General features: G+C 36.8%; 21 protein-coding genes. 3 read left to right on the top strand and 18 right to left on the bottom strand.

Annotated features, from left to right (window positions below; genetic code table 11):
* Positions 1-5: 5 nt before the first annotated feature.
* The 11 genes from AC3B5D_RS02175 to AC3B5D_RS02125 all read right to left on the bottom strand — a co-directional run bounded on the left by AC3B5D_RS02175 (position 6) and on the right by AC3B5D_RS02125 (position 11,758).
* A complete protein-coding gene (locus AC3B5D_RS02175; protein WP_489839735.1) occupies positions 6-1,223 on the bottom strand; it encodes a CCA tRNA nucleotidyltransferase in 1,218 nt (405 codons plus the stop codon).
* Between the two features lie 115 nt (positions 1,224-1,338).
* Positions 1,339-2,160, bottom strand: coding sequence for an MYG1 family protein (locus tag AC3B5D_RS02170; RefSeq protein ID WP_489839736.1), 822 nt, complete (start codon positions 2,158-2,160; stop codon positions 1,339-1,341).
* Between the two features lie 114 nt (positions 2,161-2,274).
* Positions 2,275-4,092: a glutamine--fructose-6-phosphate transaminase (isomerizing) gene (gene glmS / locus AC3B5D_RS02165; RefSeq protein ID WP_489839737.1), complete on the bottom strand. Its 1,818-nt coding sequence runs from the start codon at positions 4,090-4,092 to the stop codon at positions 2,275-2,277.
* A gap of 593 nt (positions 4,093-4,685) precedes the next feature.
* Positions 4,686-5,870, bottom strand: a complete 1,185-nt coding sequence (locus AC3B5D_RS02160; protein WP_489839738.1) for an ammonium transporter — start codon at positions 5,868-5,870, stop codon at positions 4,686-4,688.
* A 243-nt stretch (positions 5,871-6,113) separates the two neighbouring features.
* A complete protein-coding gene (locus AC3B5D_RS02155) occupies positions 6,114-7,223 on the bottom strand; it encodes an LCP family protein (protein WP_489839739.1) in 1,110 nt (369 codons plus the stop codon).
* A 201-nt stretch (positions 7,224-7,424) separates the two neighbouring features.
* Entirely contained in the window at positions 7,425-7,982 is a 558-nt protein-coding gene (frr, locus tag AC3B5D_RS02150) for a ribosome recycling factor (RefSeq protein ID WP_489839740.1), read from the bottom strand.
* 4 nt (positions 7,983-7,986) lie between these two features.
* Entirely contained in the window at positions 7,987-8,709 is a 723-nt protein-coding gene (gene pyrH / locus AC3B5D_RS02145) for a UMP kinase (protein WP_489840593.1), read from the bottom strand.
* 19 nt (positions 8,710-8,728) lie between these two features.
* Positions 8,729-9,610: a translation elongation factor Ts gene (tsf, locus tag AC3B5D_RS02140; protein WP_489839741.1), complete on the bottom strand. Its 882-nt coding sequence runs from the start codon at positions 9,608-9,610 to the stop codon at positions 8,729-8,731.
* A 177-nt stretch (positions 9,611-9,787) separates the two neighbouring features.
* Positions 9,788-10,564 (bottom strand): 30S ribosomal protein S2, encoded by a 777-nt coding sequence (rpsB, locus tag AC3B5D_RS02135; RefSeq protein ID WP_489839742.1) that lies wholly within the window; start codon positions 10,562-10,564, stop codon positions 9,788-9,790.
* A gap of 155 nt (positions 10,565-10,719) precedes the next feature.
* Entirely contained in the window at positions 10,720-11,001 is a 282-nt protein-coding gene (locus AC3B5D_RS02130; protein WP_489839743.1) for a GIY-YIG nuclease family protein, read from the bottom strand.
* Complete coding sequence (locus AC3B5D_RS02125) at positions 10,994-11,758, bottom strand: tRNA1(Val) (adenine(37)-N6)-methyltransferase (protein WP_489839744.1); 765 nt, start codon at positions 11,756-11,758, stop codon at positions 10,994-10,996. The genes AC3B5D_RS02130 and AC3B5D_RS02125 overlap by 8 nt, the downstream gene beginning before the upstream one ends.
* A gap of 89 nt (positions 11,759-11,847) precedes the next feature.
* On the opposite strand from AC3B5D_RS02125, the gene AC3B5D_RS02120 reads away from it, so the two are divergent.
* Entirely contained in the window at positions 11,848-12,492 is a 645-nt protein-coding gene (locus AC3B5D_RS02120; RefSeq protein WP_489839745.1) for a lysophospholipid acyltransferase family protein, read from the top strand.
* Between the two features lie 90 nt (positions 12,493-12,582).
* On the opposite strand, the gene AC3B5D_RS02115 is transcribed toward AC3B5D_RS02120, so the two are convergent.
* Together AC3B5D_RS02115 and AC3B5D_RS02110 are read right to left on the bottom strand one after the other, a co-directional pair.
* Positions 12,583-12,819 carry a YneF family protein gene (locus AC3B5D_RS02115; RefSeq protein ID WP_489839746.1) on the bottom strand — a complete coding sequence of 79 codons (237 nt, stop codon included), beginning with the start codon at positions 12,817-12,819 and terminating at the stop codon, positions 12,583-12,585.
* 72 nt (positions 12,820-12,891) lie between these two features.
* Entirely contained in the window at positions 12,892-13,146 is a 255-nt protein-coding gene (locus tag AC3B5D_RS02110) for a DUF896 domain-containing protein (protein ID WP_489839747.1), read from the bottom strand.
* 130 nt (positions 13,147-13,276) lie between these two features.
* On the opposite strand from AC3B5D_RS02110, the gene lexA reads away from it, so the two are divergent.
* Positions 13,277-13,873 carry a transcriptional repressor LexA gene (gene lexA, locus AC3B5D_RS02105; protein WP_489839748.1) on the top strand — a complete coding sequence of 199 codons (597 nt, stop codon included), beginning with the start codon at positions 13,277-13,279 and terminating at the stop codon, positions 13,871-13,873.
* 274 nt (positions 13,874-14,147) lie between these two features.
* On the opposite strand, the gene AC3B5D_RS02100 is transcribed toward lexA, so the two are convergent.
* The gene (locus tag AC3B5D_RS02100; protein ID WP_489839749.1) at positions 14,148-14,768 is read right to left on the bottom strand and encodes a sugar O-acetyltransferase; all 621 of its coding nucleotides are present in this window, start codon (positions 14,766-14,768) and stop codon (positions 14,148-14,150) included.
* Positions 14,769-14,897: 129 nt separating this feature from the next.
* On the opposite strand from AC3B5D_RS02100, the gene AC3B5D_RS02095 reads away from it, so the two are divergent.
* Entirely contained in the window at positions 14,898-15,974 is a 1,077-nt protein-coding gene (locus AC3B5D_RS02095) for an acyltransferase family protein (protein ID WP_489839750.1), read from the top strand.
* A gap of 82 nt (positions 15,975-16,056) precedes the next feature.
* On the opposite strand, the gene AC3B5D_RS02090 is transcribed toward AC3B5D_RS02095, so the two are convergent.
* From AC3B5D_RS02090 to recJ, 4 genes are all read right to left on the bottom strand, one after another.
* Entirely contained in the window at positions 16,057-18,033 is a 1,977-nt protein-coding gene (locus tag AC3B5D_RS02090; RefSeq protein ID WP_489839751.1) for a sulfatase-like hydrolase/transferase, read from the bottom strand.
* Entirely contained in the window at positions 18,014-19,051 is a 1,038-nt protein-coding gene (locus AC3B5D_RS02085) for a hypothetical protein (RefSeq protein WP_489839752.1), read from the bottom strand. The genes AC3B5D_RS02090 and AC3B5D_RS02085 overlap by 20 nt, the downstream gene beginning before the upstream one ends.
* Positions 19,052-19,205: 154 nt before the next feature.
* Positions 19,206-19,724, bottom strand: a complete 519-nt coding sequence (locus AC3B5D_RS02080) for an adenine phosphoribosyltransferase (protein ID WP_489840594.1) — start codon at positions 19,722-19,724, stop codon at positions 19,206-19,208.
* Positions 19,705-22,032, bottom strand: a complete 2,328-nt coding sequence (gene recJ, locus AC3B5D_RS02075; RefSeq protein ID WP_489839753.1) for a single-stranded-DNA-specific exonuclease RecJ — start codon at positions 22,030-22,032, stop codon at positions 19,705-19,707. Before recJ ends, AC3B5D_RS02080 begins: the two co-directional genes overlap by 20 nt.

Raw genomic sequence — 22,032 nt, 5'->3', positions numbered from 1 at the left:
TTATACTATTTCTTCTCTTTCTCTACAATCGCAGTTGCTGCTGCTAGCAAAACCGATTTTTCATTTGTTAAGTGACCCATCACAACACGTTTTTCTAAATCGGCTAAGATTTTGCCGAATAATGGTCCAGGCTGCAATTGTAATTCTTTTACCAATTCACCACCGTTAATCGCCAAATCTTTTTTATCTTTAATCGCTAATGCTTCGTAACGCATTGCCAATTCAGAAACATTTGCATTAATTTCACTTAATTTTATTGTTGCTAATGCCGTTTGAATGGCACTCTTTGTTTCATATAAGTCCCAATCGCTTACTTCACCCAAGCGCAACTTATTCATTAAGTTCACAGCAGCTTTTGCCTCTTGAATCATGTCATTGGGTTGCTTCCACGACTTTAAAAATTTGCTCGTATCTTGTGGACTTAATCCCAACTCAAAAGCTAATAATGTCCATGCTTGAGTCGCATTTTTTGGTTGATCTAAGCGTAATAATTCTGCATACGCTGCTAAATCTTGATCAGCATTGGCTAATCCCGGCATAAAATGATTTAATTTTGTTTTGATCATGGCCACTAATCCATAACTAGCTGAAGTCCCCTGCATTAATTTTGTCAATTCAATATTGACACGTTCAATGGCAATATTAGCTAATAGATGCGCATTATCCATGATTGCTGTTTCTATTTCAGGTGCAATTTGAAAATCTAATTGCGCAGCAAATCGAACTGCTCGCATCATACGAAGGGCATCTTCATGAAATCGCTCTTCAGCTCGACCAACAGCTCGCAATATTTTTGCAGACATATCCTGAATGCCACCAAACAAATCAATGACTTCACCATCTTTTTTCAAAGCCAATGCATTAATTGTAAAATCACGACGTTTCAAATCTTCATTTAAAGATCTCACAAAAGTCACTTCATCAGGGCGTCGAAAATCTGTATAAGTTGATTCTGTCCTAAAAGTTGTCGTTTCATAGCCTTTACCATGATCTAAAATCATAACAGTACCGTGTTCAATTCCTGTGTCAATGGTACGTTTAAATATTTTTTTGATTTCCTCAGGATAAGCTGAGGTTGCAATATCAACATCATGAATTGGCTTGTCTAGTAATGTATCACGCACAGAGCCACCGACAAAATATGCTTCATATCCTGCTGCCTCAATCGTTTCTAAAATTGGTAACGCATCAACAAATTCTACAGGCATCTGATTAATTTTCATACTGGCCTCCTCAATGTTATTTCTAATATTTAGTATACCAGACCAGCCGACATTTTTTCACGACCACGCTAACAGATGACACCATGTTAAATAAATGAATGTTCATTTTTATACATCAACCATTAATAACGTCTTTAGCCAGCTTTACTGCCTGTTCTTGCGTATTCACAACAGCCATAAATCCTGTACGATGAATAAAAACAACACCTGGCGCATTAATTTGCGGCACTGGCTTTTTAACTTCAAAGCTACCATGTGCAACAGGAACCCCTTGAATCATCCAGTTGCCATCTCGACGAGGCATGATAACAAAGATCAACTTTTCAAATTGTTCAGCATAATCTTTCCAAGGTCCTGAAATTGGTAACAATAAAATTTGATCTGAAATAAATTTTGCATGCGCAATGACTTCTTGTTGCGCCATTTCTTTTGCAACAGTTTTTTTAACGCGATTTTCCAAAATCAAGCGTGCACATGCAACAGCCTCATGAAAACTAGCTGTCTCATGCTTATCATCGTAAAAATCATTAATGACATCAGGTACTGTGAACACATCACTCTGGTACTCTGACACACCATTATCTAGTGCATCAATACCAATCACAAAACTTGTCATGACGTGCTGTTTAACAGCATTCACAATATTAGCAGATGTATTTGGTACTAGTGATTTTATATATTGTTCACCAAATTGTTCCCAAATTAAACCAAAGGCAGCCATTGGCACACCATTTTTATGTTGCCGTGTATCATCAATACCATGATGATCAAATTGTCCGCCACCAACATCAAAAACAAAATTTTCTTGGTTACTAGTGATTGTCTCATCACGTGTGCGTACAATGGGTAATTCCGGTAGCAACTGTGTCATCACCACCGTTCCTAAAACATCATCTGCGTGAAATTTACCATTATGAGTAACGAGTTCCTTATACATTGGTCATCCCTTCTTTATAATCATTTTTATCTTCTATTGTACACATTGTTGCGAATAATAAAAAACGTTAACTGAATATCATTCAAGTTAACGTTCCAATATTTTATACACACTTTATTGTACAGTCACTGATTTTGCTAAATTACGTGGATGATCAACATCAAGTCCACGACCAAGTGATGTGTAATAAGCCAGTAACTGGCTTGGCACAACACTAACTAATGGCGTTAATAATTCATTGATATCAGGCAATACAAAATCATCTTCCGGTTTTGCAATGGCTTGCGTAACAATCGTATACGTTTTTGCACCACGGGCTTGTGTTTCTGCTAAATTACCACGAACTAAGCCAGCCAAGCGTGGTTGGGTCATTATTGCAATAACTGGTGTATTTTCTTCAATTAACGCTAACGTACCGTGCTTCAATTCACCAGCAGCAAAGCCTTCTGTATGCACATATGACACTTCTTTCAACTTTAATGCTGCTTCAATTACAACAGCAGAATCAACCCCACGACCAATATAAAAAGCATGGTGAGCAGGTACTAACATCTCTTCAGCAACTTGCTTTAATTGTTCCTTATTATCAACAATACCTTGAATTGCAATGGCAATTTTTGATAGTTCTTGTTCTAAATCAATCTCTAATTTGGTACGATCAGCTAATGCATAAGCCAAAATCGCTTGTAAGGCAGTTTGTGCAATATAAGCTTTTGTTGAAGCAACTGCAATTTCAGGACCAGCAAGCAATGGCAAAGCGTAGGTTGCTTCACGCCAAAGTGTTGATTTTTCAACATTAGTCAACGTCAATGACTTAAATCCTTGTGCATTAATGTTTTGTAGTACTTCGCGCGAGTCTGCCGTCTCACCTGATTGTGACAAGAAAATGAAAAATGGCTTATCTGATAATAAAGGTTGTTCGTAAGCAAATTCAGATGAAACACGTACTTCGGTTGGTATGCCAGCCCATTGCTCAAATAACCGTGCTCCGACCAAGCCAGCATGATAAGACGTTCCAGCAGCAACAATGTAAATTCGATCTGATGCAAGTATATCTTTAATAATACCTTCACCAATTTGTGGTTGCCCACCCTGTGGTAAATATTTTGAAATCAATTGACGAATAACAATTGGTTGCTCATCAATTTCCTTCAACATATAGAATGGATAAGTTCCTTTATCAGTTTCTGTTGCATCAATATCTAAATGGAAAGCTTCACGTGAAATCTCTTGACCGTCAGCATCGAATAATTGGATATGATCAGGATCAACAATAGCAATTTCACCATCGTGTAATTCAATGAAATCATGTGTTTGGTCCAACATCGCCACTGCATCAGAAGTCACCACATTAAAATCACTACCAACACCAATTAGGAGTGGTGACTTTTGCTTCGCAACATACATCCGTTCTGGTTCTTCACGATCCATTAACAAAAAGCCATAGGCAGAATTTTTATCCATCAACGAAATTAGCTTTTTTAATGCTGCAAGCGTTGTGGCGCCTGCCTTAACAAACTTATCAATCATTTGGACAGCAACTTCAGTATCAGTATCTGATTCAAAATGAACACCCGCTAAATATTGTTGCTTTAACTCAGCATAATTTTCGATAACGCCATTATGAACGAGATAAAAACGACCATCTGCTGACACGTGAGGATGGGCGTTGGCTACTGATGGTTCACCATGAGTTGCCCAACGTGTATGTGCAATACCTGCACTACCAGTAACATGTTTTGATGATACCAGCTTTGCTAATTCTGAGACACGTCCGTTCTCTTTCACTAATTGGTCTGTACCAGCTTTTTCATCAGCAACATACAAACCAGCGGAATCGTAGCCCCGATATTCTAATTTTTGTAACCCTTTTAACAAGATGGGGGCTGATTGGTAATTATTTCCAGTAAATCCAACGATTCCACAAAACATATCTGTTCTCCTTATACAACTCGATCATTTTTATAAATGGTATAGTATTTTTTATTTGTTTTTTTAATTACAAAAACCATTATCACGCGTTAATATTTATTGGTCAATAAATATGAGCCATTTTTTTACGAATTTGGTATAAATTGGTATACTTTAAATTTGTGAAATCTCATAACATCAAATAACGATTATTTTCTAATAAAGAAATAGTTGGTACATCAGTCGTTACGACCAGATGAAAAAAGTGCCAATCTATCAATTTGATTGATAGATTGACACCCTTAAACGTGGTCCAAAAGACTGATGCCTTTTGTCTCACTCTCAAAAATTTTAGTGACCTAAATGTGACCACAACGTTATAATCATCGCGAAATTAGTGAGCATTTGTATGCTGACAATCGTTATGGTGGCGCTCAATTTTCATGTTCTTATATGCACGAACAGCGCGATCAACTTTCTTATTCAACATATTCATTCCAAACATATGATTGCCTCCCTTTTTATTATTTTACTAATGTAAAGATATTCTTTACATTGTTGTCATATTTATCCATTGCCTTATACTAACCCATTTACCTTAAGCCGTCAATAAACTAGACATTTACCTCACCATGTAAGTCATAATCTAGTCCGTCTTCTTCAACTGCTTCATCAACCCGCAATGGTGTTATCAAATTAACCACTTTTGCAATAACAAACGTAACGATAACAACCAGGACAATTGTTACCAAAATAGCTCCGATTTGTGTGCCAATCAACTGCCAGCTAACTGACTCACCCGCCAAAGGCTTTGAAGCAAAGACACCAGTTAAGATACCACCAATCACACCACCAACACCATGGAGGCCAAATGCATCTAATGTATCATCGTATCCTAAACGATACTTAATAACAGTTGTTGCAAAATATGTGCCGACTGCAACGATGATTCCCATCAACATGGCACTCATTGGCTGTACAAATCCAGCACCAGGTGTGATAACTACTAAACCAGCGACCCCACCAGATATGGCTCCTGAAATACGAACACGTTTGAATAATGAAAAATCAAGTAACACCCAAGTTAACATGGCAAAGGCTGCCGCAATATTTGTATTTGTAAAGGCAACAATGGCAACTCCATCTGCTGCTAAAGCAGAACCAGCGTTGAACCCAAACCAACCAAACCACAAGAGACCGCCACCAATAACCGTTGCCAACAAATTATTACCACTTGAATCTTGCACAACTCGTCGCTTACCAATCATTAATGCCAAAACTAATCCTGAAACACCTGAGGAGATATGAACAACATCTCCACCAGCAAAATCAAGCGCACCATGCTGAGCAAGAATACCACCGCCCCAAATCATGTGTGCTAATGGCACATAAACTAATAACATCCATGCGACTAAAAATAAGATAAACGCTTTAAAGTTCATTCGACCAACAACTGACCCAGCAATAATAGCCATGGTAATCATTGGGAACATTCCTTGAAATAAAGCAAACAGGCCGTCGGAAATACCTAAGTTTCGTGTGCTCTCAGTCATTGAAACGTGATGTAAGAATGCAGCATCTAAGTTACCAATAATTGGCCCTGATCCACTAAATGCTAGTGAATAGCCAACTGTAAACCAGACAACACCACCAACCGCGATGGCAATCATGACCATTGCCAATGTATTTACTGTCGTGCGTGTTTCTGATAAACCACCATAAAATAATGCCAATCCTGGAACCATTAACCAAACTAAACCAGCACTAATTAAAACCCATGCAACATCTGCGCCGTTCATTCGAATCACCTGCTCTTTCTTTAAATAACTTAACATCAGTATAATCATGTGTGCCAAAAGAACGGTAAAATGTGTTAGAAATCCTAACATGTGTGGTCTAGACTAATCAAAACCAAGCATATAAAAGACCTGTTTCCAAACATATCTTGGAAACAGGTCTTGTATAATTAATTTTAAATGCAACAATTTTTATCATACTTCATTCTGATAATACAATATGATACGCTTGTTTACTAAACAAGACTAATTTGTGGGTACCCCAATTGAACTCATGGTTGCTGTTGAGATATTGCCACCATATAACGGTCCTGACTTAGCTGCTTTCAAACCAAGCGATTTACGTAAGACATTTGTCGCACGCTGTTGTTCATCACTAGTCACAACCTCAGTTGATCCAGATGATAGACTGTAACCTTGTCCTTGGATATGATCATTTTCCACATGACCAGCAGCTTTCGCATACTTGCGAACGATTGAAATCATATCACCATATGATAAATCAGTCTGTGTTGAATCTGAAATTGAATTTAAGAAACCAGAATTCAATAACTTTGTTGGATTATCCTTAGCAGCTTGAATAATCCCTTGCAAAACTAAACGTTGTCGTGTTTGACGACCATAATCACCCTGAGGATCATCATAACGCATCCGAGAAAATGCTAAAGCAGCCTTACCAGTCATTTCTGTATAGGTTTTGCCATTATGCGTATAGGTGCTTGAACCCTTCGTAAAGTTATATAGATTATTACCAGTTGCGTGAGCAGTATCTGGATTAAAACTAAAGGTCAATGGTGATGTTACTTTGATACCACCAATTTTATTAACAACCTTCTCCATACCACCCATATTAACGAGTGCATAATAGTCAATTGGCACATTTAACCACTTTTGAACTGTCTTAATCGTTGTTGCTGATGAACCGTATGAATATGCCGCATTAATCTTTTGTGGGAAAGTATTTTCATAGCCCACAATTGCAATCAACGTATCACGTGGAATTGACATAATCGTCGTTTTATTTGTTTTCGGATTAATTGTCACTAACATCATCGAATCCGTCCGACCTTTGTAATGACGATTTAATTCACCCGTATCAGTACCCAATAGTAAGATTGAAATTGGCTTACCAGAACTAATGACCTTAGAAACATCACGTGACTTTTTCATTGTTGGTGCAACATAAGACTTATCAATCGCACCTTTTGTTTGCATATAAGCGTATCCAAACAAGCCCGCTACTGCTAAAATAATGACTAATAAGATACTCAAAATAATATTGCGTACCTTATGAGACTTTTTTTTATTTTTTTTATTATCACGATTTGATCGTGATAACTTTTGCTCGTTATCCATGAGCCATCCTCCCTGTACATCAGGTTATCATCTAAAAAACGATACCGTACTACTCCTAAAAATAGATGTCCTTAATAGAATATATACCATCCTTAAATATTATACACAAATAAAGTACTAAATTATTAATGAAATGATTAAGATATAAAAAAGAATTGAGCACGTCATGTCCTCAATTCTTTTTAAAAATAAATCATTAACTTAAATTGTTAATAACTCTTTTTCTTTTTCAGCTGCAATGCTGTCAACATTCTTAATCGCAGCATCTGTTGCTTTTTGAATGTCATCTTCGATACTATGTGCTTCATCTTCTGATAAATCGTTGTTCTTCAAAGCTTTTTTAGCATCATCCATTGCATCCCGACGGACGTTACGAACAGCCACTTTCGCTTTTTCTGATTCAGCCTTAACTTCTTTTGCTAATGACTGACGACTTTCTTCTGTCAAAGCTGGAATTACCAAACGAATAACTGAACCATCATTAGCCGGTGTTAATCCTAAGTCAGATGCAAAAATAGCTTGCTCAATACCCTTTAATGCCGTTTTATCAAATGGTGTAATTAACAAAACACGTGCTTCAGGTACTGTAACCGATGCTAATTGATTTAATGGTGTGTCTGCACCATAATATTCTACCGTAATATTACGAAGAATTGATGGATTAGCGACACCCGCACGGATATTACCTAATTCACGACGTAATGCGTCACCAGCCTTACTCATACGCGTTTTTGCTGATTCAATAATTGCATTAGCCATAATACTAATCTACCTCCACAGTTGTGCCAATATTTTCACCAAGGACAACTCGCTTAATATTACCAGATGTATTCATATTAAAAATCACTAAATTAATATTGTTATCCATTGATAATGTTGATGCAGTTGAATCCATAACCTTTAGGCCCTTAGCAATAATATCTTTATGGGTTAACTTTTCAAACATTGTTGCGCTTGGATTCTTACGAGGATCATCACTGTAAACACCATCAACACCATTTTTGGCCATTAAAATTGCTTCAGCATTAATCTCAGCTGCACGCAAAGCTGCAGTTGTATCCGTTGAAAAATATGGTGAACCTGTACCAGCGCCAAAAATAACGACCCGTCCCTTTTCCAAGTGACGAACAGCTTTACGGCGAACATATGGTTCTGCGACTTGGCGCATTTCAATAGCAGTTTGTACACGTGTTGGTACTTCGTGTGATTCAAGTGCATCTTGCAATGCTAAAGCATTCATGGTTGTTCCTAACATACCAACGTAGTCAGCTTGGGCACGTTCCATACCTAATTTTGCACCAGCTTCACCACGCCATAAATTACCACCGCCAACGACGATTGCAATTTCAACACCTAGTTCATAAACTTCTTTGATTTCCGCTGCGATATTGTTAACCGTTTCTGGATCAATACCATAACCACGTTCACCAGACAAAGCCTCACCTGATAACTTTAACAATACTCGTTTGTACTTTACATCTGCCATCATTCAATCGCCTCGGTCTCTATTCACCCATTTGAGCTGCAACTTCAGCAGCAAAGTCATTTACCTTCTTTTCAATTCCTTCACCAACTTCATAGCGAACAAATGAAACGACCTTACTGTTTTTGCTTGCAACATACTTGGCAACAGTTTCTTTACCATCACCCTTAACAAATGGTTGGTCAACCAATGCAATTTCTGCCAAGAACTTGTGCAAACGACCTTCAACCATCTTTTCTTTGATGTTATCAGGCTTACCTGCCAAGTCTTCTGACTTCATTTGTACGGCCTTTTCATGGTCTAATACATCGGCTGGCACTTCTTCAGCAGAAACATACTTTGGCGCAATTGCTGCAACGTGCATGGCAACATCTTTAGCCACTTGCTCATCTGAGCCATCCAACAATACAAGTGATGAAATACGACCACCCATATGTGAATAAGTACCAAATACTTGACCTGCTGCTTTTTCAACAACTGCGAAACGACGTAATGTAATCTTTTCACCAGTGATTTGTGTTGTGTGAATGATCATATCATTTAATGTCTGATCTTCAGCAACTTGTAGTGCCAAAGCATCGGCAACATTTGCTGGTGCATATTCAACGATTGCGTTAGCCACAGCGTGTAGCAATTCATTAAATTCTGCGTTACCAGCAACGAAGTCAGTTTGTGAGTTCAATTCGATGATAGCTGCTTTGTTATCCTTTGAAACAACGTAAGTCATACCTTCAGCAGCAACAGCATCAGCCTTCTTAGCAGCCTTTGCCATTCCCTTTTCACGCAAAGCATCGATTGCTTTGTCCATATCACCATCAGTTTGAACCAATGCCTTCTTGGCATCCATCATACCAACGCCAGTCTTTTCACGTAATTCTTTAACTTGTGAAGCAGTAATAGCCATTTTATGGTCTCCTTGTATATGCTAAATCTTATCTCAACTAGTATACACGAAAATATAACGATTTTCTATACACACGTTAGATATCTAATACTCATTTTACATGAGTTTTGCGTAGAGCGCAAAAAAAGCTTGTTCTCAACAAAGAACAAGCTCTTTTGCTATCAAATTAAAAGATAATTAGTTCTTCTTACCTTCAACAAGATCAGTCAATTCTTCGATTGAAGCAGGCTTGTCACCTTCAGCTGCGAAATCAGCTTCTTCAACAGAATCTTCACCTTGGTTACCTTCAATAATAGCATCTGCCATCTTTGAAGTAATCAAACGTACCGCACGGATAGCGTCATCATTTGAAGGAATCTTAACATCAATTTGATCAGGATCAGCATTTGTATCGACCATTGCAACAATTGGAATGTTTAACTTATGTGCTTCTTGCACTGCTAATTGTTCCTTATGTGGATCAACGATAAACATCAAATCAGGAATCTTAGGCATATCAGCGATACCACCCAAGAACTTGTCCAACTTCTCACGTTGCTTAATTAACAAAGAAACTTCCTTCTTAGGCAAACGATCAAAAGTACCGTCTTCTTCCATTGCACGCAATTCCTTTAGACGAGCAATACGTAATTGGATTGTCTTCCAGTTAGTCAAAGTACCACCCAACCAACGGTGGTTAACGTAGTACATATTTGCACGAGTTGCTTCTTCAGCAATTGAGTCTTGTGCTTGCTTCTTAGTACCAACAAACAAAACCGTTGCGCCATCAGCTGCTGCATCACGTACATAGTTATATGCTTGATCAACCAACTTAACTGTCTTTTGCAAATCGATAATGTAAATGCCGTTACGTTCCGTAAAGATGTAATCTGACATCTTTGGATTCCAACGACGTGTTTGGTGTCCAAAATGTACACCAGCTTCAAGTAATTGCTTCATTGAGATTACTGCCATGAGTATCTGCCTCCAAATGTTTTTTCCACCTAGACTCGCATGTAGCCTGGCGACCCGGTAAAGGGGCACCCGTCAAACTATTGAGTACTAGTGAGTATTTTGGTATAAAACCAATAACTAATTTTACGCACTTCTTCTTTACCTGTCAATAGTTATTACTTCGTTAAAAACTCTTTGACTTGGTGATGACGCAAAAATTGTTCTTTTTGTGGTCGTGTTAACTGCTTAAACATTGCTTCAGCATGTAAAGCATCATGTTTTGTAGGAAAAGCTTCAGCATAAATAACTCGTAATGGATGACGCTTCGCTGGACGAGTAAATTTCGCTCCTTTGCCTGCTTCATGCACTGCAAAGCGTTTCCCAACATCATCCGTAAACCCACAATAAAGCATATTATCAGCCGTTAACAACACATACATATAATATGGCTTATTCATGTTGATTTCTACCTTCGTAAATTGACAAAACGGCATCCGTATAGGTGTCATCATCATTGTGAGTCACAATTGGTGGTAAAATTTTGGCACCAGTTAACTGACCATCCTTGATAGCATCGATGAGCAAAATATTCGCAGTCTCCCCCGCCTTTGGATAAACAAATTGTATTCGTTTCGGTGCAAGATGATTTTTTTGTAAAGCGTCTAAAATCTCAAATAAGCGATCTGGTCGATGAACCATAAAGAAGTGCGCCTTATTTTTTAATAGTTTCTTGGCTGTATAGGTGACTAAATCTAAATCTGCCATAATTTCATGACGAGCAATGGCAAAATGTTTATTTTCGTGCATAATTGTTTGATCATTATCAACTGTAAAATATGGTGGATTAGACACGACCATATCAGCCGTACCTGGTTTAATGTCATTAAAAATATCACGCATATCTGCATTCATGATATGAATTTTTTCCGTCAAATCATTCATCATAACTGATCGTTGCGCCATATCGGCTAAACGTTTTTGAATTTCAACACCTATAATTTTCCCAGCGACTTTATGTGCCATAAATAGTGATACAGCCCCATTACCAGCGCCTAAATCAACAGTCAACCCTCGACCGCCTTTACGCGGTGTTGCAAAATTTGCCAGTAAAACTGCATCTAGTGAAAATGAAAAAACATCCTTACTTTGAATAATATGAACGTCGTCATTATATAACATATCAATGCGTTCATCTGGTAATAAATTAACTTCCATAAAATTGATCTCCTGAAATCATCCTCGTTTGCCAAAAACGCCATGTATGTGGGATAATAAGACGTTATTATTAGGGAGGATGAACAAACATGTTCTATTCATTCATACGTTATGTCGCTGTAGGTATTGTCTGGCTAATAAATGGTCGGTATCGAATATTAGGGACAAACAAATTACCACAAGGCAACTTCATTTTAGTTGCCCCACACCGTACTTGGTGGGAGCCTATCTTCTTTGCATTAGCTGGTTGGCCTCATAAATTTAGCTTTATGGCTAAAAAAGAACTTTTCAAGAATCCTATTTTACGCTGGATTTTGATCCATGCCAATGCTTTTTCAGTTGATCGTGCGCATCCAGGGCCATCGGCTATTAAAACACCTGTTAGAAATTTAAAAAAGACACCATTAAGTCTGATTATGTTTCCCTCTGGTAGTCGGCATTCCGAAGAAATGAAAGGTGGCGCATTAATGATTGCAAAATTATCTGGTGCACCATTAGTACCAATTGTTTATCAAGGTCCTGTCAAGTTCTCTGGATTATTCAAACGCCACAACGTTACAATGGCTTTTGGTGACCCAATTTATATTGACAAACGTATCAAACTAAATGAAGCAAACACTGCTGAATTTGGCGATACGCTACAAACAGCTTTTGATAAACTTGACGACGAAATCGATCCTAATTGGGTTTACGTTGATCCACATCCTAAAACTAAAGATGAAGACAATAAATAATGTTGCATGATGAAACAGGCTATTAATAAATAACCTGTTTTTTTGTCGAAAAAAAAAGACTGAGCGATAATAACTCAACCTCTTTAACCACTATTTCTTCTTTGAAGAAGTTTGTGCTTGATTCTTCATTTGTGCCATCATTTGGTTCAAACGCTTTTGTGAAGGCTTTTGTCCCATCGATGACATCATAGATTTCATCATTTCTTCTGAAATAGGGGGATTATTCTTAATGTACGTCTCCATAGAACGACGTGCAATGAAGAAACCAGCAATAGCACCAACTATTGCGGCAATAACGACAATGACAATCCAAATAGTTGTACTCATTTTATTACTCCAAAAATATATTCAAGTATCATTATAGCGAACTATCCGGCATTTGACTAGCGAACTGAACAACTAATTATCTCGTAATCCTTTTTCTTGTTGAATTTTCTTCACTTTTTCTGGTGTGACCTCTTTTCCATTTTCATCATAAACTTGTAACATTTCAACTTGTGAACGGAATGATTTTCTAAAATTATCTAAAAATTCTGCACGTAAATCTGCACGTTCTGCAATTTCGTCTTTAGTCAAACCTTCTGGCGATTTTGCTTTTGCTGCCAATTCGTTAATTCGTGAACGAACAGCCATTATATGATCGGTTTCAGTCATATCATTTCCACCTTTTCTGAATTGAATGTATCTATTTTATCATATTTTAGCTAATAATCATGCCATTAGCTTACCTAACACATCTCTCTGTTTTATCGTACAATAGACTAGTACTAAAGGAGATTTGACAATGACTCAAAAATCTACAAAACAATTTGAAATTTTACAGTATATTAATGATGTACAAAAAAAGCGGGGATATCCACCTACTATTCGTGAAATTGGTGCTGGTGTTGACTTAGCTTCTTCGTCAACAGTACATGGTCATTTAATGCGCCTACAAAAAAGGGGCTTTATTGATAAAACTGCAGAAAAAACACGGGCTATTAAAGTTACTAATGCTGGTCTCGCTTTTCTACAACATCATACTAACATCAACGCTGCTGATTCATTAATAACTGAAAAACCGCTTTTACTGCAAAATTTAATACCTACTCATGAACCTGACGTGTTTGTCTTAAGGCATCATGGCAACACGATGATTAACATTGGGATACTAAATCATGATTATTTAATTGTTAAAAAGCAAACAACTGCAACAGACGGTGATATTATTGTGGTTCAAATGAACGATGATAATGACTCTCATCAACGTGTCTATCGCTATTTTAAAGAAAATGACCATTTCCGATTACAACCAGAAAACAACAATCTAAAATCTGTTATAACAACAAATATCCAAATAATAGGTCGTGTCATTGGACTCTATCGCAATAACATCAAATAAAAAGTGAGTGAAACAAAAGCCGTTATGAAGCCGATTGTGATACCAAAATTTTATTCTTTTGGAACACGCTTAAGGACGTCAATCTACCAATCAAATTGATAGATTGACGTCCTTTTCAGCTGGTCATAACAACTGTTATCCAAACTTTTTTCTATAAAATTAATGTCACTCTAAGCAACAATTAAATGAAAAGATAACCAATGCATCAGTCATTTATCATCACTATTTGGCTTTGCTATCAGTATTTTAAGCGTGTTGAACAAAGTGTTTAAAATTAATTATTCTTTCGATTCACAAAATAATCTTTTTCTTGCTGTTCCCAATAGACTTTATCTTCAGCGGTTATCTCACGCATAACTTTTGCCGGATTGCCAACAGCAACTGAATTGGCTGGGATATCTTTCACAACGACGGCGCCCCCACCAATCACTGAATTATCACCAATGGTTACACCAGGACCAATAAAAACATTAGCGCCAATCCAAACATTGTTGCCAATCGTTATGGGCTTTCCAAATTCTAATCCACGAGTACGCACACCTGCATCGATCGGATGTCCGGCTGTAATAATACTAACTCGTGGGCCAATCATAACATGATCCCCAATATGTACTTCACAGGTATCTAAAATTGTCAACCCAGTATTACCATAAAATGATTCACCAACATAGATATTTTTACCATAATCAATATACACACTTGGCTCAATATAACTATTAGCACCCACGCTTCCCAGCATGTCTTCTAACAAGCCTTGAACCTGTTTCTCTTCTTCATGCGCTATCTGATTGTACAATGCGGCGCGTCTTTTCCCCGCTTTACGCAATGCAGCTAATTCCTTATCAGCCGAATTATATAGCTTAGCTGATAACATTATTTCACGTTCAGTTTTCATTAAATCCCCCCTCTAATCATATCAATATTAGCTATTTTAACATAAAAATTTACTACATGACCAATTGTTAAACCTTAAATGACATGTTAAGATGACAACTAGTTGAGTTTATTTAAGAAAGGTATTAACATGACAGTCGCTAAACGTAATCTTTTGTTCGATATCGCTCGTGCAATTGCAATTTATCTTGTCATTATTGGTCATTCAATGACAGGACTTTGGGGAACTTGGCAATCCAATCTAATATTTGCTGCCAACTTACCTATATTTTTTGTTATTTCAGGATATTTCTATCATCCTAAAAAAATTAAAGATGTTATTAAAACAGGTACGAATACATTATTAACACCATTTTTTATAATTATTATTTTTTATACAATTTTACGAGCCATTATTAGTTTCTTGGTTAAACACAAACATTATTTAAACTTCCAAACTTTAATGCCAATTATTTATGGTAATGGCGCAACCGCTCATTCCCCTTTTGGTTTTGAGTTAACTGCTCATGTTGGCGCCATTTGGTTTTTATTGACCATGTTTATTGCTAATATTATTTTTTACTTGTTAATGACTGTCAATAAAGAATATCTACGGTTCATTATCGTTAGCTTGTTATTCTTATTAGGTTGTTTATTGGCAAATTATGGTTATTTCCCATGGTCTTTACAAACTGCTCTTGAAGTTCAAATATATTATTTATTTGGCCATTGGTTATCAATAATTACCAAGCATTGGTCCGAAAACACAATTTTTTCAAATCCACTTATTTTTATCGTTGGTGCTGCTTTATGGTTGATTAGTTCTTTTAGCGGTGCATATGAATTAAATCGTGGCTTAGCTGATAATATGTTAGCTGCTGTCTTAGGTGGCTTTGGTAGTTCAATTGTCATTCTAAGTATTGCGTTATTAATTGAGAAACACTGGACACACTTGGCTAGGATTCTTAGTTATGTTGGGCGATATTCTTTAGTTATTTTAGGTGTTCACTCAGTGGATATTAGCTTATTAGATGCAGAATTAATGCACTTTTTACAAGCGCATGACTGGTTCATCACATATAGTTTGTTTATTTATTTAGGTTTAATGTTCGCACGAATTATTTATACAACCGTCTTTTCATGGCTTATCCTGAAAGTGCCATTTATTTATCGTTTATTAGTTGATCGTTACTTCCCACTTAAAATCAAACAGGTATCAACAAAATAATATTTCAATATAGCAATCAAAAAGGGTCTATGAATCTGAAAATATCAGATTCATAGACCCTTTTCATTTCATGACATGACTCTTATTGCTTCGTAAACTTTTCTGATAAATAATGTTTACCTGAACTTAGATCATACTGGACTAACTTAAAATCATGTAATAACTTTTTCTGCTTATTCGTTAAGTCTTTCGTTTTTAACTCATGCCCTTTATTATTAACAAACGTTCCCCGTGTATAATTTGCAAATGCTGGTAATTCTTCTGTCACTTTTGTCTGTAATGCAAAAAATGGTGTCAATTTACTATTGGTTGCTTCTAATGCTAATGCAGGAAAATCACTTGGTGAAGCATAAGCACGATTCTTCAAATCTGTACTGAGGCCACTCTTTTCCCGGGCTGCTTTATTTTGATAAATAAAATAATCAGTTTCATGCGATCGCTTGAGTTGCTTATCTTGATCAACGAATGTAAATACACCTGGCCAATGATCACCGTAAAAAATCAATGTTACTGGACGTGACATATTTTCTAATTGATTGATCAAATCTTTTGTTGCAACATCAGTATAGTGAACACCTGTAATGTAACTTTTAACCGTTTCTTTTGTGCTCTTTGAAACTGCTGGTTCTAGAACTTTATATTGACTATTTGGATATTGATCTGCTGAATAAGGCATATGATTCTGCATTGTCATTAATTGTAAGAACTGTGATTTCGTACCATCAGCTGCTGCAATTTTATTTTCCAAATATTTGTATGAATATTTATCAGCGGGATAATTACTATCAGAACCAACACTCTTCAAATATTTTTCCGGATATTTATATTGTTTACCATCCGTTGTATAGAATTTTTGGATGCCAATTTTGTTATACGCATCACGTCGATTGTAAAATGTCCCAACATAAGGATGAATAACTTCACGTTGTTGGAATAGATTAGTAATTGTTGGTACTTCATTTGCAGCTGGCACTAACTGTGTATATGGCACAACCATTTCTGGTGCGTAAGTCGCTAATGGAAAGCCAGCCAACGTCATGTATTCAATATTGGCAGTCCCACCACCATAACCTGATGACAACATCTTACCAGAAAATACTGACTTTTTTTGAATTTGTTTGATATTTTGAAAAACATCAGTACCTTTATACTTCAATCCGGGTACATTATCGGGGTCTGTTAAAGACTCACTTAATATGTAAGCTACCGTTTGTCCTTTTAAATTATCTTGTCTTGTTTTATTTAATGAATTTGCATACTTTGTATACTTTTTTTGCAAAGACACCATTGATTTTTGCGAATAACCAGCCGGTTGACGCATAATGACACTCGATATATTCGAGACAAATGTCATCACTGGTCCATTTAGCATAGCATCTTCACCAGTATTAAAACTCTGCCATTCATAGTTAAAATGATTCAAAATAGCTCTATTTTGATCCGCATTGGCAACAAAAGGCGTTGCTAAGATGATAAATAAGACAACCAATACACCAATACGAGTCCCCGTTTGTTGCACCATCATTCGTACAATTGAATCTGCAAATCGTCCAGCCCTTTTCCGTCGAACCCAAAATTCTAGTAGTATTGCGCCAACAAAAAGCACAATAATGCCACCAATTGCAAACATCATCAAATTTTTATCAACCATTTGCGTTAAACCACCAACAGCTGTTACTTCAGACATATCACTAAATAAAATGGGTTCATTTCTTGATTTCATTTTCATATATTCAGCAACAAATATAATAATAGAAATCGTCAAATAGATGGCTGTCCCAATAAATAAATGATTAACCAATACGACAATAAAAATAAAAACAATTAAGCAAGCAATAATTGTAAAAATGGCTTGTTGACGCGTTAAAAAATGAATCGATGTTTCAATCGCTTGCCCGAGGTCAAGTGTTTGATCAAAACGTCCCCAAACTTGATAATACATAGCAAATTGCAAAGCAACCGTGGTACAAACGCTCAAAACAAGACCAATAATTAATAATTTCATCCAATTATTAAGATTTGGACTCACCAATTTATGTCTAGTTAGAAGATTTTTCATTCAATGCACCCTTTTTACCTTCAATAAACTTCAATAATTTGACTACCAACAACTTGCCAATGACTACCAAAATTAACGTTATTAACCAACTTAACGCAAAATTAATGACCCCTGTTGGTAAAACTTTATCAACATAATTATGAATAGGCGTAACTGTATTAATAAAAATGTAGACAACAACATTAACGATTGAATAACTACCAATTGTTAAAAACAAGGGTGCTAATTTGTCATAATTAGCAACGCTCTGTGCCATAGTAATTAAACCCAATAAACTGATTAATCCAGTTAACGTTCCTAAAATCCAAAATGGTGTGTAAGCAACCACCATATCTAACCCTGTCGATGCAGACATGACCAAATTTATCATTAATGATGCCATAATAGTCGTTAATCCACCGGACCATTCACGTAATTTTCGATAATGAAAACCTACAAATACATATGGCAAGGCAACGAAAGCTTCTTCAAATGCCCAGGGTATCTGAATGAAAGTTGCCAAATAAAAACCAATGCCTGTTAATATCGTAATGACAACAATAATTAATGATGTCCTTCTTACTCTTGAAAGAAACAACATCAATATTGTACTAACAAATAACGCCATTAATAGCCATAATAAACCAATACCAGTATCCAAAAAGCCAAAAATTGTCGTCACTGGAACGCCATTACCATATAATAACGTTTTTAATCCTGCGCGCATCGATCCAAATGGTGCGTTGAGCCACTTTGTTAACGACAATATTTGAATAATTTTGTTCAGAATAATGACTAAGATACCCAGCATAAAATATGGTACCAAATATTGTTTAACAGCCAACTTAATCCCTTGTTTTAAGTTAATCTTTTCATCAATGGCGTATCCACAAAGAAAAAAGATTGTTGGCCACGTTAACCATGTAAAAAAATGGTATAAAATACTATGATCTTGTGGATTAATCATTTGAATAAAAATCAACATAATCATTGCAAAACTAGCTAATATGTACGTTGTTCTACTTTTTACATTCATCATCGTTTCAGATGCTCCTATGTATAATTTTGAGCTACTTTATTATATATATCTCTATATGTAATAAAAAAGGATCGGATATTTACTAGCCCGACCCTATCATTTATATTTAATTATAAATTAAATTTTCAAAATAAAGCTTAAAAAAAACTTATTTTTAAAAATTCGTTAATGACAGAATTTCATAACCAGCTAATTGCTCACGCCCATGTAATTCGTTCAATTCAATCATAAAGGCCAATCCAACGACTTCACCACCTAATGCTTCGACAAGTTTGATTGTTGCAGCAATCGTACCGCCCGTTGCCAGTAAGTCGTCAGTAATTAAAACTTTTTCGCCTGGTTTAATGGCATCTTTATGCATCTCCAATGCAGCCTCACCATACTCTAACGTATACTTCTCACGAATCGTTTCACGTGGTAATTTGCCAGGCTTTCTTGCCAAAACGATACCAGTTCCTAATTCATTTGCAACTGGTGCCCCAACTAAAAAGCCCCGTGATTCTGGTCCAACCACAACATTAACATCGCGCATTTTAGCAAAACTTGCAATACGATGAGTGGCCTCTGCATAGGCCTCTGCATTACCCCAGAGTGGCGTTAGATCACGGAAAATAACCCCTTTCTCTGGAAAATCCGGAATAGAAGCAATATAGTTATTTAAATCCAACATCAGTTTCGCTCTCCTGCTTACTCAAATTCATTAATAAAGTCTCTAATTCAGCTGTCGTGCTGTAAATTAATTGTTGTTCAAGATCTCGCTGCACCATAAACCTTTGGAACGTCCTTGTTTGAGTCAACTTTGTTGGCGTTGGATTCGGCACAGCATTTAAAACACCATTCTCGATTATAACAAATTTTGCATCTAAAAACACCTTTAATATCAGTTTTAATGTTAATTGATTAATCTGCAAATGTTTTGCCATTGCTTCAAATTGTGTCCGCATATTAATATCTTTAAATACATGTAAAAATTTATAGACCTTTGAAAACACTTGTTTATTTGGCATTGTTTGTAAATAAACTGGTGTCTGTACGTAAAACATTGGCGCTAATATACTTGGTGTTGTTTCACTTAATAAAGATCGTAATTGTCCTAATTCTTCAGGTAGATCAACCAATACCATTGTTTGTATATTTTCTTGTCCTAGCGCTTCTTGCCACATCAATGCTTGCCCCGCCTGACCAATATAAGCTGACAATTGTTGATAATGTTTTTCTCTAAAGAAAACATATGTGCCTGGTTTATCAAAATTTTGTTTTGTCAAATGACTCGTACGCCAATCTAATAAAGCTGACCCTGTAGCTTTCATATCTTGCAACATTAGCTGATAAGTTGTATTACCGCGATATGAATTTTGACTCATTGTGCCAACAATTTGAAAGGATGAAAAATGACCGGTTAACGTGTTGGCTTGCTTTCCCCATCCAAAGGCAACAACTGGCAATTGACCCGTATCAGTCTGGGCCATGAATCGCAAATGTTTACCATTCGTCATCGTTTTCACTTGATTAACACTCTGCAAATTAAGCATAAACTTCGGTTCGGGATTGCCTTCCCCAAACGGAGCTAATACCTGTAAATTATCAAAATTTTGTTGTGTAAAATCAGTGGCAGTCACCTCATCTGCAATTTGAATAGTTGGTTTCTGTGCTGTTGCTAATTTTTGCTGGTCTGCCTCTACTTTTAAAACGTCTCTCATTTGAGCCAAATACTGCGTGGGTATGGTCATACCTGCTGCACTTGCATGGCCCCCAAAACTAGTCATTAAATCTCGGTGACCATCAAGTGCCGTAAATAGATCAAAGGCTGGAATAGAACGACCAGATCCTTTCATCTCATCACCATCAATATTAAGCACAATTGTTGGCTTGCCAGTTTGTTCAACTAACTTACTAGCAACAATTCCTAGCACACCTTCATGCCATCCTTCCCCCGCAACAACTAAAACGGGTTGATCCGATAATTGTTGGACTTGTTGTTCAGCTGCCTGTGTGATGTCATTGACTAACTGTTGCCGCTTTTGATTTAGTTCATTAATATGTTCAGCCAGTGGTTCAGCACTCTCCAATGTATCCATTAACAACAATTGCACACCTGTCGTTGCATCTTCCAAACGTCCCAGAGCGTTTAGTCTTGGAGCTAAAGTGAACCCAATGGTCGAAGAATCCACATCCGATAATTGTACGCCTGCTGCAGACAATAGTGCAGCAACACCGGGTCGTGGATCTAATTTAATATTTGCAAGGCCATGTTTCACAATGATTCTATTTTCGTCAGTCAGTGACATCACATCAGCTACTGTACCAAGTGCCGCTAAATCCAAGACTTCATCAGCGGGTTCTTCAAGCAAAGCAGAAGCAACTTTAAAAGCAACGCCTGCCCCTGAAAGGCCACCAAACGGATAATTACCCGCTGGATGCCGCGGATGAACAATTGCCGTTGCATTTGGTAGTTCTGAGGGCAACTCATGATGATCAGTAATCACCACATCAATCCCTTGAGCCATTAACCAAGCAATTTCATCTTTTCCAGAAACACCATTATCAACGGTCACCAATAGTTGCATACCCTCTGCTGCTAATTGTTGGTAATTCTCAAGATTTGGTCCATAGCCATCTTTAAATCGGCTGGGAATAAAATAAGTCACATCTGCACCCATTAACTCCAGTGCCCAAGTCATGATGGCAGTACTTGTCATACCATCAACATCATAATCACCATAGACAACAATTTTCTGACCGGTATCAATCGCTTGCATGATGCGAGCAACAGCTTTATCCATATCATGCAAGAGGAACGGATCATACAAATCCGTTAATTCAGGTCTTAGAAAAGTATTCGCAGTCTCAACGGTATCATATCCACGGTTAACCAGTATTTTAGCGATTAGTTTTGAAACACCAAAAGATTCACTAATCTGTTTAATCGCCTGTTGATGACTCACTTCCGGATATTCCCATTGATAACGTGAATCGATCAT

It is taken from the genome of Weissella sp. ESL1177 (genome assembly GCF_058107185.1).
This window is presented reverse-complemented; position numbering and strand designations above follow the sequence as displayed.

Excerpts from the sequence above, each read along its gene's own strand:
- AC3B5D_RS02175 (WP_489839735.1), bottom strand. The coding sequence starts at position 1,223 with ATGAAAATTAATCAGATGCCTGTAGAATTTGTTGATGCGTTACCAATT.
- AC3B5D_RS02170 (WP_489839736.1), bottom strand. The coding sequence starts at position 2,160 with ATGTATAAGGAACTCGTTACTCATAATGGTAAATTTCACGCAGATGAT.
- glmS (WP_489839737.1), bottom strand. The coding sequence starts at position 4,092 with ATGTTTTGTGGAATCGTTGGATTTACTGGAAATAATTACCAATCAGCC.
- AC3B5D_RS02160 (WP_489839738.1), bottom strand. The coding sequence starts at position 5,870 with ATGAACGGCGCAGATGTTGCATGGGTTTTAATTAGTGCTGGTTTAGTT.
- AC3B5D_RS02155 (WP_489839739.1), bottom strand. The coding sequence starts at position 7,223 with ATGGATAACGAGCAAAAGTTATCACGATCAAATCGTGATAATAAAAAA.
- frr (WP_489839740.1), bottom strand. The coding sequence starts at position 7,982 with ATGGCTAATGCAATTATTGAATCAGCAAAAACGCGTATGAGTAAGGCT.
- pyrH (WP_489840593.1), bottom strand. The coding sequence starts at position 8,709 with ATGGCAGATGTAAAGTACAAACGAGTATTGTTAAAGTTATCAGGTGAG.
- tsf (WP_489839741.1), bottom strand. The coding sequence starts at position 9,610 with ATGGCTATTACTGCTTCACAAGTTAAAGAATTACGTGAAAAGACTGGC.
- rpsB (WP_489839742.1), bottom strand. The coding sequence starts at position 10,564 with ATGGCAGTAATCTCAATGAAGCAATTACTTGAAGCTGGTGTACATTTT.
- AC3B5D_RS02130 (WP_489839743.1), bottom strand. The coding sequence starts at position 11,001 with ATGAATAAGCCATATTATATGTATGTGTTGTTAACGGCTGATAATATG.
- AC3B5D_RS02125 (WP_489839744.1), bottom strand. The coding sequence starts at position 11,758 with ATGGAAGTTAATTTATTACCAGATGAACGCATTGATATGTTATATAAT.
- AC3B5D_RS02120 (WP_489839745.1), top strand. The coding sequence starts at position 11,848 with ATGTTCTATTCATTCATACGTTATGTCGCTGTAGGTATTGTCTGGCTA.
- AC3B5D_RS02115 (WP_489839746.1), bottom strand. The coding sequence starts at position 12,819 with ATGAGTACAACTATTTGGATTGTCATTGTCGTTATTGCCGCAATAGTT.
- AC3B5D_RS02110 (WP_489839747.1), bottom strand. The coding sequence starts at position 13,146 with ATGACTGAAACCGATCATATAATGGCTGTTCGTTCACGAATTAACGAA.
- lexA (WP_489839748.1), top strand. The coding sequence starts at position 13,277 with ATGACTCAAAAATCTACAAAACAATTTGAAATTTTACAGTATATTAAT.
- AC3B5D_RS02100 (WP_489839749.1), bottom strand. The coding sequence starts at position 14,768 with ATGAAAACTGAACGTGAAATAATGTTATCAGCTAAGCTATATAATTCG.
- AC3B5D_RS02095 (WP_489839750.1), top strand. The coding sequence starts at position 14,898 with ATGACAGTCGCTAAACGTAATCTTTTGTTCGATATCGCTCGTGCAATT.
- AC3B5D_RS02090 (WP_489839751.1), bottom strand. The coding sequence starts at position 18,033 with ATGAAAAATCTTCTAACTAGACATAAATTGGTGAGTCCAAATCTTAAT.
- AC3B5D_RS02085 (WP_489839752.1), bottom strand. The coding sequence starts at position 19,051 with ATGATGAATGTAAAAAGTAGAACAACGTACATATTAGCTAGTTTTGCA.
- recJ (WP_489839753.1), bottom strand. The coding sequence starts at position 22,032 with ATGATCGATTCACGTTATCAATGGGAATATCCGGAAGTGAGTCATCAA.